This window comes from Nocardia sp. NPDC055321 (assembly GCF_053645575.1).
In genome coordinates this window covers 1-13184 of sequence record NZ_JBSHMS010000007.1, presented here as the reverse complement: position 1 = coordinate 13184, position 13184 = coordinate 1, and the positions used below count along the sequence as shown (strand labels likewise).

General features: G+C 67.6%; 10 protein-coding genes and 1 tRNA gene. 5 read left to right on the top strand and 6 right to left on the bottom strand.

Annotation, left to right across the window (positions count from 1 at the left end):
* Window positions 1–48: 48 nt before the first annotated feature.
* The gene (locus tag ACWIGI_RS13060) at window positions 49–1449 is read right to left on the bottom strand and encodes a stealth family protein (RefSeq protein ID WP_454202588.1); all 1401 of its coding nucleotides are present in this window, start codon (window positions 1447–1449) and stop codon (window positions 49–51) included.
* Between the two features lie 537 nt (window positions 1450–1986).
* On the opposite strand from ACWIGI_RS13060, the gene ACWIGI_RS13055 reads away from it, so the two are divergent.
* A complete protein-coding gene (locus ACWIGI_RS13055) occupies window positions 1987–2478 on the top strand; it encodes a hypothetical protein (RefSeq protein ID WP_454202587.1) in 492 nt (163 codons plus the stop codon).
* Between the two features lie 157 nt (window positions 2479–2635).
* Window positions 2636–3211, top strand: a complete 576-nt coding sequence (locus tag ACWIGI_RS13050; RefSeq protein WP_454202586.1) for a TerD family protein — start codon at window positions 2636–2638, stop codon at window positions 3209–3211.
* 87 nt (window positions 3212–3298) lie between these two features.
* Here ACWIGI_RS13050 and ACWIGI_RS13045 read toward each other — a convergent pair whose 3' ends face one another.
* From ACWIGI_RS13045 to ACWIGI_RS13025, 5 genes are all read right to left on the bottom strand, one after another.
* Complete coding sequence (locus ACWIGI_RS13045; RefSeq protein WP_454202585.1) at window positions 3299–4003, bottom strand: sensor domain-containing protein; 705 nt, start codon at window positions 4001–4003, stop codon at window positions 3299–3301.
* 107 nt (window positions 4004–4110) lie between these two features.
* Complete coding sequence (locus ACWIGI_RS13040; protein WP_454202584.1) at window positions 4111–4848, bottom strand: MazG family protein; 738 nt, start codon at window positions 4846–4848, stop codon at window positions 4111–4113.
* A complete protein-coding gene (mfd, locus tag ACWIGI_RS13035; protein WP_454202583.1) occupies window positions 4845–8459 on the bottom strand; it encodes a transcription-repair coupling factor in 3615 nt (1204 codons plus the stop codon). The genes ACWIGI_RS13040 and mfd overlap by 4 nt, the downstream gene beginning before the upstream one ends.
* Before the next feature lie 115 nt (window positions 8460–8574).
* A complete protein-coding gene (locus ACWIGI_RS13030; RefSeq protein ID WP_454202582.1) occupies window positions 8575–9222 on the bottom strand; it encodes a TetR family transcriptional regulator in 648 nt (215 codons plus the stop codon).
* Window positions 9223–9440: 218 nt separating this feature from the next.
* Entirely contained in the window at window positions 9441–10055 is a 615-nt protein-coding gene (locus tag ACWIGI_RS13025; RefSeq protein ID WP_354989606.1) for a TetR/AcrR family transcriptional regulator, read from the bottom strand.
* A 412-nt stretch (window positions 10056–10467) separates the two neighbouring features.
* Between ACWIGI_RS13025 and ACWIGI_RS13020 the strand changes: the two genes are divergently transcribed.
* From ACWIGI_RS13020 to ACWIGI_RS13010, 3 genes are all read left to right on the top strand, one after another.
* Window positions 10468–10538, top strand: a tRNA-Gln gene (locus ACWIGI_RS13020).
* Window positions 10539–10647: 109 nt separating this feature from the next.
* On the top strand, window positions 10648–12129 hold the full coding sequence (glmU, locus tag ACWIGI_RS13015; RefSeq protein WP_454202581.1) for a bifunctional UDP-N-acetylglucosamine diphosphorylase/glucosamine-1-phosphate N-acetyltransferase GlmU: 1482 nt from the start codon (window positions 10648–10650) through the stop codon (window positions 12127–12129).
* Complete coding sequence (locus tag ACWIGI_RS13010; protein WP_454202580.1) at window positions 12126–13106, top strand: ribose-phosphate diphosphokinase; 981 nt, start codon at window positions 12126–12128, stop codon at window positions 13104–13106. The genes glmU and ACWIGI_RS13010 overlap by 4 nt, the downstream gene beginning before the upstream one ends.
* Window positions 13107–13184: the final 78 nt, after the last annotated feature.

Below are 13184 nucleotides of genomic sequence, written 5' to 3'. Positions count from 1 at the left end.
GGTCGACCGGTGGCCCGCCCCGGGCGGGCGGGCCACCGTGAAAATCGTTCAGGCGGCGCCGGATTCGAAGGCCACCACGGTCGAGGTGTCCGGCTTCTCCCACGGCGCGGGCTCGGGGAAGTACGTCTCCAGGAACCGCGACACCGCGCGCACCCGCTCGGCCTCGGGCACCTCGGGGAAGCTGCCGTCGTTGAGGCAGAAGAAGTCCACGTCGCGCCGCCGTTCCAGGCCCTCCAGCAGGGCCAGGCCGGTGTACAGCGTGGTGTCGACGTAGCGCATCCGGCCCGCCTCCTGCGGTACCGCGCGGCCCGTGAGCAGGGCGTAGTAGTGGTAGAGCGAATTGGTCACCGAGATATCGGTGGCCGCGCGGAAGCGGCTGGTGCGGGTGCGCGCGAAATCCTCCGGGAAGTTTTGCTCCATCTCGTGTAATACGCTGCGCCGCAAAGGCACCGGGGTGTGTTCGAGGTGCCTGGTGATGACGTGCCCGAAGCGCCGGTTCAGCAATTGCCGGTTCATCCGTGCCGCGTTCTCGAAACCGCTGCGGCGCTCGTTGTTCGAGCCCGGGCCGATGCGGGTGCCCGCCTCGATGTAGCGGCTGATGCCGCCGGGGGTGAAGAACATGGACGGGCGCACCGGGCGGGCGAAGAACATGTCGTCGTTGGAGTACAGGAAATGCTCGGACAGCCCGTCGATGTGCTGCAATTGCGATTCCACCGCATGGGAATTGAAGATCGGCAGGCCGCTCACGTCGGAGAAGTGGTCGATCGCGCGCACGATGGTGACCTGCGGATCATCCGCCAGCCAATCCGGCACCCGCGAGTCGGTCGCGATGAAGATGCGCCGGATCCAGGGCGCGTTCTTGTGCACCGAGCGCAGGGCGTAGCGCAGTTCGTCGATCTGGCGGATGCGGGCATCAGCCTCGTCACCCTCGCCCACCACCACCTGGGCCATCATTCCCGCACGGCGAGCACGGAATTCGGGGTCGGTGCCGTCCACCCAGGAGAACACGATGTCGATGTCGAAACCCACGTCGGTGGGATGCGGCGCGAACATGCCGGACAGCGTGGGCCAGCTGGCGTCGTACAGCAGGACGGTGGAGATCTCGACATCGGCGAGATCGAAGACGTTGCGGGTCAACGCGTTCGGCCGCGGGCACTCCACCGTGTCACCGTGGTACTCCCACACCTCGATCTCGACGTGATGCGCGGTGTCGAGGTCGCGTCCCAGCCGGAACACGTTGTGCTGCTTCTCGTTGACCGCGAATCCCGCCACCACCGCCGCACCGAGCACCCGCCGCAGCGCGGCGCGATGGGAGCTGTCCACGGACAGCACCGGCCTGTTCTCGGCGTCGCGCACCAGCAGGTACGGCACCTCCGCCGCCGTCATCTCCCCGCGCAGATGCCGCAGATCGTCGACCACCGCCGCCGACACCGAAACCATTTCCACCATCACCGTCTCCGCTCTCTCGCGCTTTCACCTCACGTCATGGACCCCACACCGGCGCAACCCGGCGCCGGCCCCTGTCACGGGGGCCGGCGCGAGCCACGAAAACCCTTGGGCATTCAGAAGAACGGGGCAGGCAGAGCGGTGCGCGGTGATATCCACGGTCGTCGCAGGTACGGCCGGAAAATCATTCGCACTCACCTCACTCTGGGACGGACGCCTGACGCGTCGTGTTGTTCGGAACAAGCTGCGTTCGTCGACGCCGGAGCAGGCGGACGGCTTCACCGGGCGGTCATCGGCCGGTTACTCGCAAGACCTCGAGTAGTCGAGGGACTGTAACGAATGATGCAACCGATCCGGCCCCGCGTCAATCCATTACCGCGCAGGTCCGAAGGTGTTTTCACAGCCGTAACCGACGTTTGTGACGCACACGTGCGGGCGGGCACGCGACACGGACCCCAGCGCGCCACTGTGGCAACGGCATACACTTGCTGGCAACACAGTCCAGCCCGCTGTGTTCATACCCGATCGTGAGGTGACGATATGGTAGCCGAAGCGCGGGAGCGTCAGGAGCCCTCTACAACGGAGGCCCCTGCGGAACATCCCCAACTCGACACTCTTCCAGACTGGCCACTCGACACCATCGCGGTTCTGGTCACCACGGATCCGGCCCCGCACGCGATTCCGGTCTCCTGGCCGGTGCGCGCCGGGGACAGACGGATCCTGCTCAGTCTCAAGTCCGATCGCGGGTCACTGGCCCGCCTCCGTGCGCGGCCCGCGGTGGCGCTGCTGATTCTCGGCGGCGGCGATGTGGCGCTGTGCGCGAGCGGACGAGCGAGCGTGGTGGCCGATCCGCTGCCCGGCGCCGAGGATTACGTGGCGGTCGCCATCGAGGTGGAAACCATCGATGATCATCGCCAGTCCGCCTTCACGGTGGCCTCCGGCATCCAGCGGACCGTGCTGGATCCCACCGAACTGCGCTATCTGGAGCGACGCGTATCGACGCTGAAATCCATGGCGACAGAGCGTAACTGAGGTCGCGAGCGAGGCCCATTGCGTGCGCCAATTCGGACATTTCCGGCACCGAACTTCGGACCGGGCTTCGGTGCCGAATTGAACGCACACAATGGGCCTTCTCTTCGACCATAATCAGGAGGGATGCGGTGTGAAGGCACCGCGGGGAAGGAGAGATGTGAGCGTCAGTTTGGCCAAGGGCGGAAATGTTTCGCTGTCCAAGCAGGCCCCGAACTTGACCAAGGTCTCGGTTTGCCTCGGCTGGGATGTGCGCACCACGACCGGTGCGGACTACGACCTGGACGCGAGCGCGCTGATCTGTGGCTCGAATATGCGTGTGCTGTCGGATGCGCATTTCGTGTTCTACAACAACCTGCGTTCGCCCGAGGGCAGTGTCGAGCACACCGGTGACAACCTCACCGGCGCCGGCGACGGAGACGACGAGGTGATCAATGTCGATCTGGCCGGTACGCCGCCGACGATCACCAATATCTTCTTCCCGGTATCGATTCACGACGCCGACAATCGGCGCCAGTCGTTCGGCCAGGTTCGCAATGCCTACATTCGCGTCGTCGACGCGTCCAATGGCGCCGAGCTTGCCCGCTTCGATCTGACCGAGGACGCTTCGACCGAGACCGCCATGGTCTTCGGTGAGCTGTACCGGCACGGACCCGAGTGGAAGTTCCGGGCCATCGGCCAGGGCTACGCGTCGGGGCTCGGGGGCATCGCTCGCGACTACGGGGTGAACGTGTAATCATCGCCGCGCGATGACGAGCGCTGCTCGGCCGGACGTCATCCGGCCGGGCAGCGCTTTCGTTTGCGGGACAGGCGCCTTCGCGTCTCAGTTCAACTGGCGGATCTTGGTGGCGATGCGGTCGGCGATGACCGCCGAGGTGCGCGCGTCGGCGTAGGCGCAGCTGGAGATCTCGATGAGGGCGTTGCCCTGGGTGCGCATGGTGTCCGAGCAGACCCAGTCGCTGCCGCTCGAGGACAGCGTCCAGTCGACCGAGTACGCCGACGGGTCGCTGCTGTGCTCGACCGCGGTGACCTTGAGCGTGCTGGGCTTGTCCTTGCCGTCCTTGGGCGTGCTGGTGACCTGCCGCCCGTCGCACTGCGCCAGCACCTCGCGGTACTGGTTCACCATCTCCTCGGCGACCAGGAAGTTCTTGAAGGTGGTGACGGTCTCGTAGATGGCGTGCTGGTAGCTGTCCCCCGGCTCCTGCAGCGACCGCAGCCGGAAGCCGGTCCACTTGTCGCCGTAGGTATCGGAGTTGGCCGTGTACAGCATCGACGCGCACTCCTCCGGCTTGTACGTGAAGTTCGGGACGGTCGGCACCGTGTTCTCGAACTTCTGCGTCAGGTTGGAGGCCGCGACGATCTTGCCTACCTCGTCGGTCGACAGCAGCACGTCCGGGATCTTGTCCGGCGTGAGCTTCGGCATCTTCACCACCACCGGGTCGGGCGCGGGCGTGCCGCTCACGACCTTGCTACACCCCGTGACCGCGAACAGCACCGTCAGGCATATGGCGACACTACGCCCCCGCATTGCTCCTCCTCTGCACCCGAATCAGCAGAAGCATAGCGGGCGCAGTGGACGAATCGCCCGGCGTCGTGGCAGCCGCCCGCATCACCACAACCGGACAAGCGCCCATTTCAGGCCGTCGGCCAGTAGCGACGCCAGTCCTCGGCGTCGAGCGGGAGGCGTTGGCCGCGTGCGGATTCGGCGGCGTCCTCGGCGGCGCGGACGTCGGCGGCGAAGGCGCGGGTCGCCTTGCGCAGGCGCTCCTCGGCGCTGTCGGGGCCGCCGAGATCGACGGTCCGCAGGGCCGGGGGGATCAGGGCGTCGGGCAGGCCCGCCTTCGTGCTGCGGGAGCGGACCTTCTCGGCCAGGGCGAGGGCGGGCTGGGCCATCGCTATGCCGTCGAGGCAGGAGCGGCGGGACTTCTCGGCGGTCTTGCGCTCCTCCCAGGCCGATTCCTGGGCGGCGATCTTGTCTTCGAGGCTCGCCGCCGGGTCGATGGCGTCGGTGGCCAGGTGCGGGCTGCGATGGGTGAGTTTGGCGACCAGGGCGGCGGCCACCTCGGCGACGGTGAATTCGCCTGCGGCCTCGGCTATCCGGGAGTGGAACAGCACCTGGAGCAGTAGATCGCCGAGTTCCTCGCGGATCGTGTCGGCGTCGGCGTCCTGGATCGCGTCCAGCAGTTCGTAGGTCTCCTCGAGCAGGTACGGGCGCAGCGAATCGTGGGTCTGGGTCACCTCCCAGCCGCCGAAGTTCCACAGCCTGTCCATCACCTCGACGGCCTCGCCCAGGGCGTGCGTCATGCGGGCGGTGTCGGTCTCGGCCGCCCGCGCGCCGGACGCGCCGACCGCCGCGGCCTCGGGCGTGCTCATCGGGCCGCGGCCGCCGGCGCGACGCGCACATCCACCGCGCCTGCGGCTTTGCCGTCCAGGGCGAGCAGCAGATCCGCGACGAACTGCAGCACCTGGACATCGCGCACCCGGGACGCGCCGACGCTGTCCTCCACCCGCGGCAGCGGGAGCTGCACGATGCCGGTGGTGGGCCGGTAGGTCGCGTTCGGGTACAGGCGCTTGAGCCGCAACTGCTTGGAATCGGGCAGCTGCAGCGGCGACACCTTGAGAGTTGTTCCGGTGACGCCGATCTCGACGATGTTGTACTCGCGGGCCAGCAGGCGCAGTTTGGCGACCGACACCAGGCGCCCGACCTCCACCGGCAGCGGGCCGTAGCGGTCCACCAGCTCCTCGACCACCGCGGCCAGTGCCGAATCGTCCTGTGCGGCGGCGAGTTTGCGGTAGCCCTCCAGGCGCAGCCGATCCGAGGCGATGTAGTCCGGCGGAATGTGCGCGTCCACGGGCAGATCGATGCGCACCTCCTTGGCCTCCTCGTCCACCGTGATCGGCCTGCCGTCGGCGGCGGCGCGGTACGCCTCCACCGCCTCGCCGACCAGGCGCACGTAGAGATCGAAGCCGACCCCGGCCACGTGCCCGGACTGCTCGGCGCCCAGCACGTTGCCCGCGCCGCGAATCTCGAGGTCCTTCATGGCGACCGCCATACCCGCGCCCAGATCCGAGTTCTGCGAAATGGTGGCGAGGCGGTCGTACGCGGTCTCGGTGAGCGGCTTCTCCGGCGGGTACAGGAAGTAGGCGTACCCGCGCTCGCGACTGCGCCCGACGCGTCCGCGCAACTGGTGCAGCTGCGAAAGACCCAGGGCGTCGGCGCGTTCCACGATCAGGGTGTTGGCGTTGGAGATGTCCAGGCCGGTCTCGATGATGGTGGTGGAGACCAGCACGTCGTACTCGCGTTCCCAGAAGCCCTGCACGGTCTTCTCCAGCATGTCCTCGTTCATCTGGCCGTGCGCGACCACCACCCGCGCCTCGGGCACCAGATCGCGAATCCGCTTGGCGGCCTTGTCGATCGAGGACACCCGGTTGTGCACGTAGAACACCTGGCCGTCGCGCAGCAGCTCGCGCCGGATGGCGGCGGCGACCTGCTTGTCGTTGTACGCGCCCACGTAGGTGAGCACCGGGTGCCGCTCCTCGGGCGGGGTGAGGATGGTGGACATCTCGCGGATGCCCGCCAGGCTCATCTCCAGGGTGCGCGGAATCGGCGTCGCGGACATGGTGAGCATGTCCACGTGCGTGCGCAGCGCCTTGATGTGCTCCTTGTGCTCGACGCCGAAGCGCTGCTCCTCGTCGATGATGGTCAGGCCCAGGTCTTTCCAGCGCACGCCGGTCTGCAGCAGCCGGTGCGTGCCGATCACGATGTCGACCTCACCGGCGGCCATGCCCTCCATGATCTCCCGCGACTCGGCGGCATCGGTGAAGCGCGAGAGTCCCTTGACGGTGACCGGGAAACCGGTGAGCCGTTCGGTGAAGGTCTGCAGATGCTGTTGCGCCAGCAGCGTCGTGGGCACCAGGACCGCGACCTGCTTGCCGTCCTGCACCGCCTTGAACGCCGCGCGCACCGCGATCTCGGTCTTGCCGTATCCGACGTCGCCGCAGATGACGCGGTCCATCGGGACCGCCTTCTCCATATCGGATTTCACCTCGGCGATGGCGGTGAGCTGATCGATGGTCTCGGTGAAGGCGAAGGCGTCCTCCATCTCGACCTGCCACGGGGTGTCCGGTCCGAAGGCGTGCCCGGGCGCGGCCTGGCGGGCGGCGTAGAGCTGCACCAGCTCGGTCGCGATCTCGCGAACGGCCTTGCGCGCCTTGCGCTTGGTGTTCTGCCAGTCCGAACCGCCGAGCTTGGACAGGCTCGGCATTTCGCCGCCGACGTAGCGGGAGAGCTGATCGAGGGAGTCCATGGGCACGAACAGCCGGTCGCCGGGCTGGCCGCGCTTGCCGGGCGCGTATTCGATGACCAGGTACTCCCGGCGCGCGCCGCCGACGGTGCGCTCGATCATCTCCACGAAACGGCCGATGCCGTGCTGATCGTGGACCACCATGTCGCCGGCGCTCAGGGCCAGCGGATCGACTTGATTGCGACGCCGGGCGGGCAGCTTCTTGCCCTCGCCCGCGGCGGTGACGCGATTGCCGCTCAGATCCGATTCGGCGATGACGACGAGCTTCGCGTCGTCGAACACGATGCCGTCGTGCAGCGAGCCGCACAGCACCCCGACCAGACCGCGCACCGGTTCCGCGCCCGCGTCCAGGGCCGCGGCGGGCACCTCCGCGTCGGCCAGGCGTTCCAGAATGCGTTGCGCCGTACCGTGTCCGGCAACCACGATGACCGCGCGCCCGCCGGTGGCGACGTGCGCGCGCAGCGAGGCGAAGACGGTGGCGATGAGTTCCTCGGAGCCGCGCGCGACCGGCGCGGGCTGCACCGGCAGCACGATCTCGCGCGGATCGTCCGCGACCAGCGGGCTCAGGGTCCACCAGGGCAGTTGCCGCCGTTCGGCATTGGCGTGCACCTCGGCCAGGTCCCGATAGCCGGAGGCGGCCAGATCGAGCCCGTGCGCGCCCAGCGGGGCGGCGCCGCCGAAGGACGCCGCGGTCCAGGACGCCTCCAGAAACTCCTGGCCGGTGCGCACCAGATCGGCGGCGCGGGTGCGCACCTTCTCCGGATCACACAGCAGCACATGGGTATCGGCGGGCAGCACGTCGGCGAGCAGTTCCAGCTCACCCGGGGCCAGCACCGGAAGCAGCGCCTCCATACCGTCCACGGCGATGCCCTGGGCGAGCTTCTCCAGCATTTCCAGCAGGGCCGCGTCCGCCGGGTTCTCGGCCGCCACCTCCGCCGCGCGCAGGCGCAGTTCCTCGGTGAGCAGCAGTTCGCGGCAGGGCTGGGCGATGACGAGTTCGATCGGAACCTCGTGCAGCGAACGCTGATCCGAGACCGAGAAGGCGCGCAGCTCGCTGACCTCGTCACCCCAGAACTCCACGCGCACCGGGTGATCGGCGGTGGGCGGGAAGAGGTCGAGAATGCCGCCGCGCACCGCGAATTCGCCGCGCTTGCCGACCATGTCGACCCGCTCGTAGGCGAATTCGACCAGCCGCGTGAGCAATTGGTCGAAATCGGCTTCGGCGCCGACCCGCAGGGTGATGGGGTCGATGTCGCCGAGTCCGCGCGCCATGGGCTGCATGAGCGAGCGCACGGTGGTCACCACCACGCGCAGCGGCGCACCGTGCCCGGGATCCTCGGGATGGGCGAGCCGGCGCAACACCTCCAGGCGGCGGCCGACGGTGTCGGCGCCCGGGGACAGCCGTTCGTGCGGCAGGGTCTCCCAGGAGGGGAACAGCGCGACGCTGTCGCCGAGCATCTCGGTGAGTTCGCCGGTCAGGTCGTCGGCCTCGCGCCCGGTGGCGGTGACCACCACCAGCGGGCGCTCGCCCGCGATGGTCGCGGCCACGAACGGCCGCACCGCCGACGGCGCCACCAGCATCGCCGATTCGCGCCCGATCAGCTTCTTGACCTGCTGCAACGCGGTGTCGGCACCGGCCACCGCGGCCAGTCCCGCCAGTGGTGGACGATGGGTCGACATGAGGCAGACTCCTGACGCGGATCAGCGGGTAAGGGGAAGGCCAGACGAGTCTATAAGCCTCGCTCCGGGCCCCACCCACCCCGCCGAACCCCGCACTCGCCCGTGGGCGGAAACCTCAGACCACGTAGCGGCGCAGGCGGCGGGCCGCGAACTCGCGGAAGTAGGCCACCTTCTCGTCCGGGACGATCGAGGGCAGCAGGAAGTACCAGGCGCGTTCCATGCGCGTGGCCATCTGGTCGATGGACTCGGTGCTGACCGCGACGATGTGCACGCCGGTGGTCATCTCCTGCAGCAGCAGGCCGATGGTCTCCGGGTCGAGCTCGGGTTCGAGATCCCCCTGGGCGATGGCGCGCTCGGCGAGCAGGCGATGGGTCTCGCCCCACGTCTTGGCGATGTTGTCGCCCGTCGCGCCGCGGTAGTCGCCGATCTGGTGCGTCAGCTTGAGCATGGCGCCGACCATCGGATCGTTCATGGTCAGATCCGCGACCACGTAGGTGATTCCGATGCACGCCTCGAGCGCGGGCACTCTGGGATCGAAGAATCCCTGGCACGCGCCGACGAGGCGCTCGTTGCCCTGATCGACCACCGCGCGAGCTAGCTCTTCCTTCGAGCCGAAGTGAAAGTACAAGGCGCCCTTGGTCACATTGGACTGCGCGATGATCTCCGACAGGCTCGCGTTCGCGTAGCCCAGCCGCAAGAAGACATCGGCCGCGCCCGCGAGCACGGAATCGCGAGTGATCTCCGCACGCGCTTGCCTAGCCATCAGATCCGCCTGTCATCAAACCAGCCATCCTGAAGTAGACCGACATCCCGAAGTTGACCGACATCACAGTTCGAACAGCACTCGAAGGATGGGTGAACCGTACCACCCGGCTGCCGTATGCCAGTCGATTCGAGCATTCGACCCGTCCTCCTTCGCAATTCACTGGTTAACTGTCCAGTTCCGCCCCTATTAGACGGACATTCTCATACCGTTAGGTCTCATATACCGGTGCCGCTGGGCCATTCCGAGGCCAGCTCAGGATTCGCTTCCAGATGCGTGAGCCCGTTCCAGCACAGATTCACCAGATGCGCGGCGACCACTTCCTTGGACGGCTGCCGCTCGTCCAGCCACCAGGTTGCGGCGGTCGCGACCATGCCCACCAGCGCTTGCGCGTAGAGCACCGCCAGACTGGTATCGAATCCGCGGCGCTCGAAATCACCGGCGAGTATGTGCGCCACCTGATTAACTGCCTCGTTCAGCAGAGAGGAGTACGTACCCTCCGCCGCCGAGGCGGGCTGATCCCGCATCAGGATACGGAAGCCGTCCGTGCGCTCCTCCATATAGGTGAGCAACGCCAGCGCCACCTGTTCCAGACGCACCCGCGAACGGTTCTGAGTGAGCGACGCGGTCAACATATCGAGCAGCGTGGACATCTCGCGATCCACGACGACCGCGTACAACCCTTCCTTGCCCCCGAAGTGTTCGTACACCACGGGTTTGGAGACCTGCGCCCGCTGCGCGATCTCCTCGATCGAGGCCGCGTCGTACCCCCGCTCGGCGAACAGCGCCCGCCCGATCTCGATCAGCTGCTGCCGCCGCTGCGTCCCGGTCATGCGTGGACGCGACACCCGGCTCGCCTCACCCGAAGCCATCGCCTCCGCCTCCCTGTATGCCGTACGAACCTCGGACAACTCTTTCAGATCAACCCCGCACTGTCCCAGACCGGCCTCATCGAGCCTGCTCACGCGGATGCCGAACAACGACCGGCGCCCCGCATCCCGTGCCGGGGCAAGTGATCTCACGCAAACGGGGTACAGCGATGAAGAGCGGTGAAACAACGGCGTTCACGACAGCGGCGCGCAACCCGGCCGCGCCGGCGGGACCGCCGTCACGAGCGGGTCCGCACGATTTCGGACAGGCGGAGCCGGGAAAAGTTTCGACTACGCGGTCCCATGTGCGAGTATCTACACGCGCGTGCCACTAACAAACGCAGAGCGGCGTACCGTACGGTCCGCCGGTGTGCAATCCGCCGTAGTGTAATGGCAGCACCACTGATTTTGGTTCAGTTAGTTCAGGTTCGAGTCCTGGCGGCGGAGCTCGCGAACGGGGTCATTATGGTTGGCCCCGCACATCGCTGACGCAGCACAACTGTGGCCCAGCGCAAAACAAGCACTCAGCACGATGACGCGCAGCCGAGGGAGATCCATGCCACAGCAGACCGCCGTCGTCGTTCTCGCCGCCGGAGCCGGAACCCGAATGCGGTCCAAGACCCCCAAGGTGTTGCACCCGATGGCCGGCCGCAGCATGCTCGCGCACGCGCTGCATGCGGCGAACGAGATCGACCCGACGTACCTCATCACCGTGATCGGCCACGACCGCGAACAGGTCGGCGACGCGGTGGGCAAGGTGGGAGCGGAGCTCGGCCGCCAGATCGTTCTGGCGGTACAGGAAGAACAGCGCGGGACCGGGCACGCGGTCCAGTGCGCGCTGACGGCACTGCCCGACGACTTCACCGGCGACGTCCTGGTGACGTACGCCGACGTGCCCCTGCTCGACGGGCACACCCTGCACGCGCTGCTCGACGAGCACCGCAGCTACTCCGAGGGCTCGGCGGTCACGGTGCTGACCTTCGCCCCCGAGGACCCGAACGGCTACGGCCGCATCGTCCGCAACGCCGACGGGCAGCTGCTCGAGATCGTCGAGCACGCCGACGCCACCCCGGAACAGGCCGCCATCACCGAGGTCAACTCCGGCGTCTACGTCTTCGACGCCGCGGTGCTGCGGGTGATGATCACGCGGATCGACACCGCCAACGCGCGCTACGAGCTGTACCTGACCGACGTGCTCAAGCTCGCCCGCGAGGCCGGGCACCCGGTGCACGGCGCCCGACTTCTGGACTCCGCCAAGGTAACCGGAGTCAACGACCGGGTGCAGCTGGCGGGCGCGGCAGCCACGCTCAATCGCTACATCGTGGAACGGCACATGCGCGCCGGGGTCACCATCGTCGATCCGGCCACCACCTGGATCGACGGCGGGGTCACCATCGGCCGCGACGCGATCATCCGCCCGGGAGTACAACTGTTGGGCGACACCAGCATCGGCGAGGACGCCGAGATCGGCCCCGACTCCACGCTCACCGACGTGGTGGTCGGCGCGGGCGCCAAGGTCGTCCGCACGCACGGCGAGAAGTCGAGCATCGGGCCGGGCGCGACCGTCGGCCCCTTCACCTATCTGCGGCCCGGCACCTCGGTCGGCGACGCGGGCAAACTCGGCGCGTTCGTCGAGACCAAGAACGCCACGATCGGCGCGCACTCCAAGGTGCCGCACCTGACCTACGTGGGCGACGCGACCATCGGCGAGCACAGCAATATTGGCGCGTCGAGCGTTTTCGTCAACTACGACGGGGTCAACAAGCACCACACCGTGGTCGGGTCGCACGTGCGCACGGGAAGCGACACGATGTTCGTCGCCCCGCTCACCGTGGGTGATGGGGCCTATTCCGCAGCGGGTACTGTGCTGCGTAGAAATGTTCCACCGGGGGCTCTCGCGGTGTCCGGCGGAGCGCAGCGCAATATCGAGGGCTGGGTGCAGCGCAACCGGCCCGGCACCGCTGCCGCCGATGCGGCCGCAAAGGCCATCGCGGCCGATGAGGATCCCGACGAGCAAAAGGATGGCGAACGTCCGTGACCGCGTTCTCTACCGATAACCACAAGAATCTGATGCTGTTCTCGGGACGCGCTCATCCCGAGCTCGCCGAGGCGGTGGCCAAGGAACTCAACGTCCACGTCACCCCGCAGACCGCCCGCGACTTCGCGAACGGCGAGACCTTCGTCCGGTTCGAGGAATCGGTTCGCGGCTCCGACGCCTTCGTGCTGCAGAGCTTCCCGGCCCCGCTCAACCAGTGGGTCATGGAACACCTGATCATGATCGACGCGCTCAAGCGCGGTTCGGCCAAGCGCATCACCTCGGTGCTGCCGTTCTACCCCTACGCCCGCCAGGACAAGAAGCACCGCGGCCGCGAGCCCATCTCGGCCCGCCTGATCGCCGACCTGCTCAAGACCGCGGGCGTGGACCGGATCATCACCATCGATCTGCACACCGATCAGATCCAGGGCTTCTTCGACGGCCCGGTCGATCACATGCACGCGCAGGTCCAGCTGGCCGAGCACATCCGCAACAACTACGACCTGTCCAACATCACCGTCGTCTCCCCCGACGCCGGTCGTGTGAAGGTCGCCGAGAAGTGGGCCAACTCGCTCGCGGACGCGCCCATGGCGTTCATCCACAAGACCCGCGACCCGCTGGTCCCCAACCAGACCGTCTCCAACCGCGTGGTCGGTGAGGTCGAGGGCCGCACCTGCATCCTGATCGACGACATGATCGACACCGGCGGCACCATCGCCGGCGCGGTCAAGGTCCTCAAGGCCGCCGGCGCGGGCGACGTCGTCATCGCCGCCACCCACGGCATCCTGTCCGATCCGGCCGCCGAGCGCCTGGCCAACTGCGGCGCCAAAGAGGTCGTGGTCACCAATACGCTGCCGATCGACGAGGACAAGAAGTTCCCGACCCTGACCGTGCTCTCGATCGCGCCGCTGCTGGCGCAGACCATTCGCGAGGTCTTCGAGAACGGTTCGGTCACCGGACTTTTCAACGGTTCCGCGTAGTTCGGAGCGAGTACTCCCCCAGCGCGCCCCCCCCGGGTGCGGCGGGGGGGCGCGGCAGTGGATTGTCGGCAAAGGGTG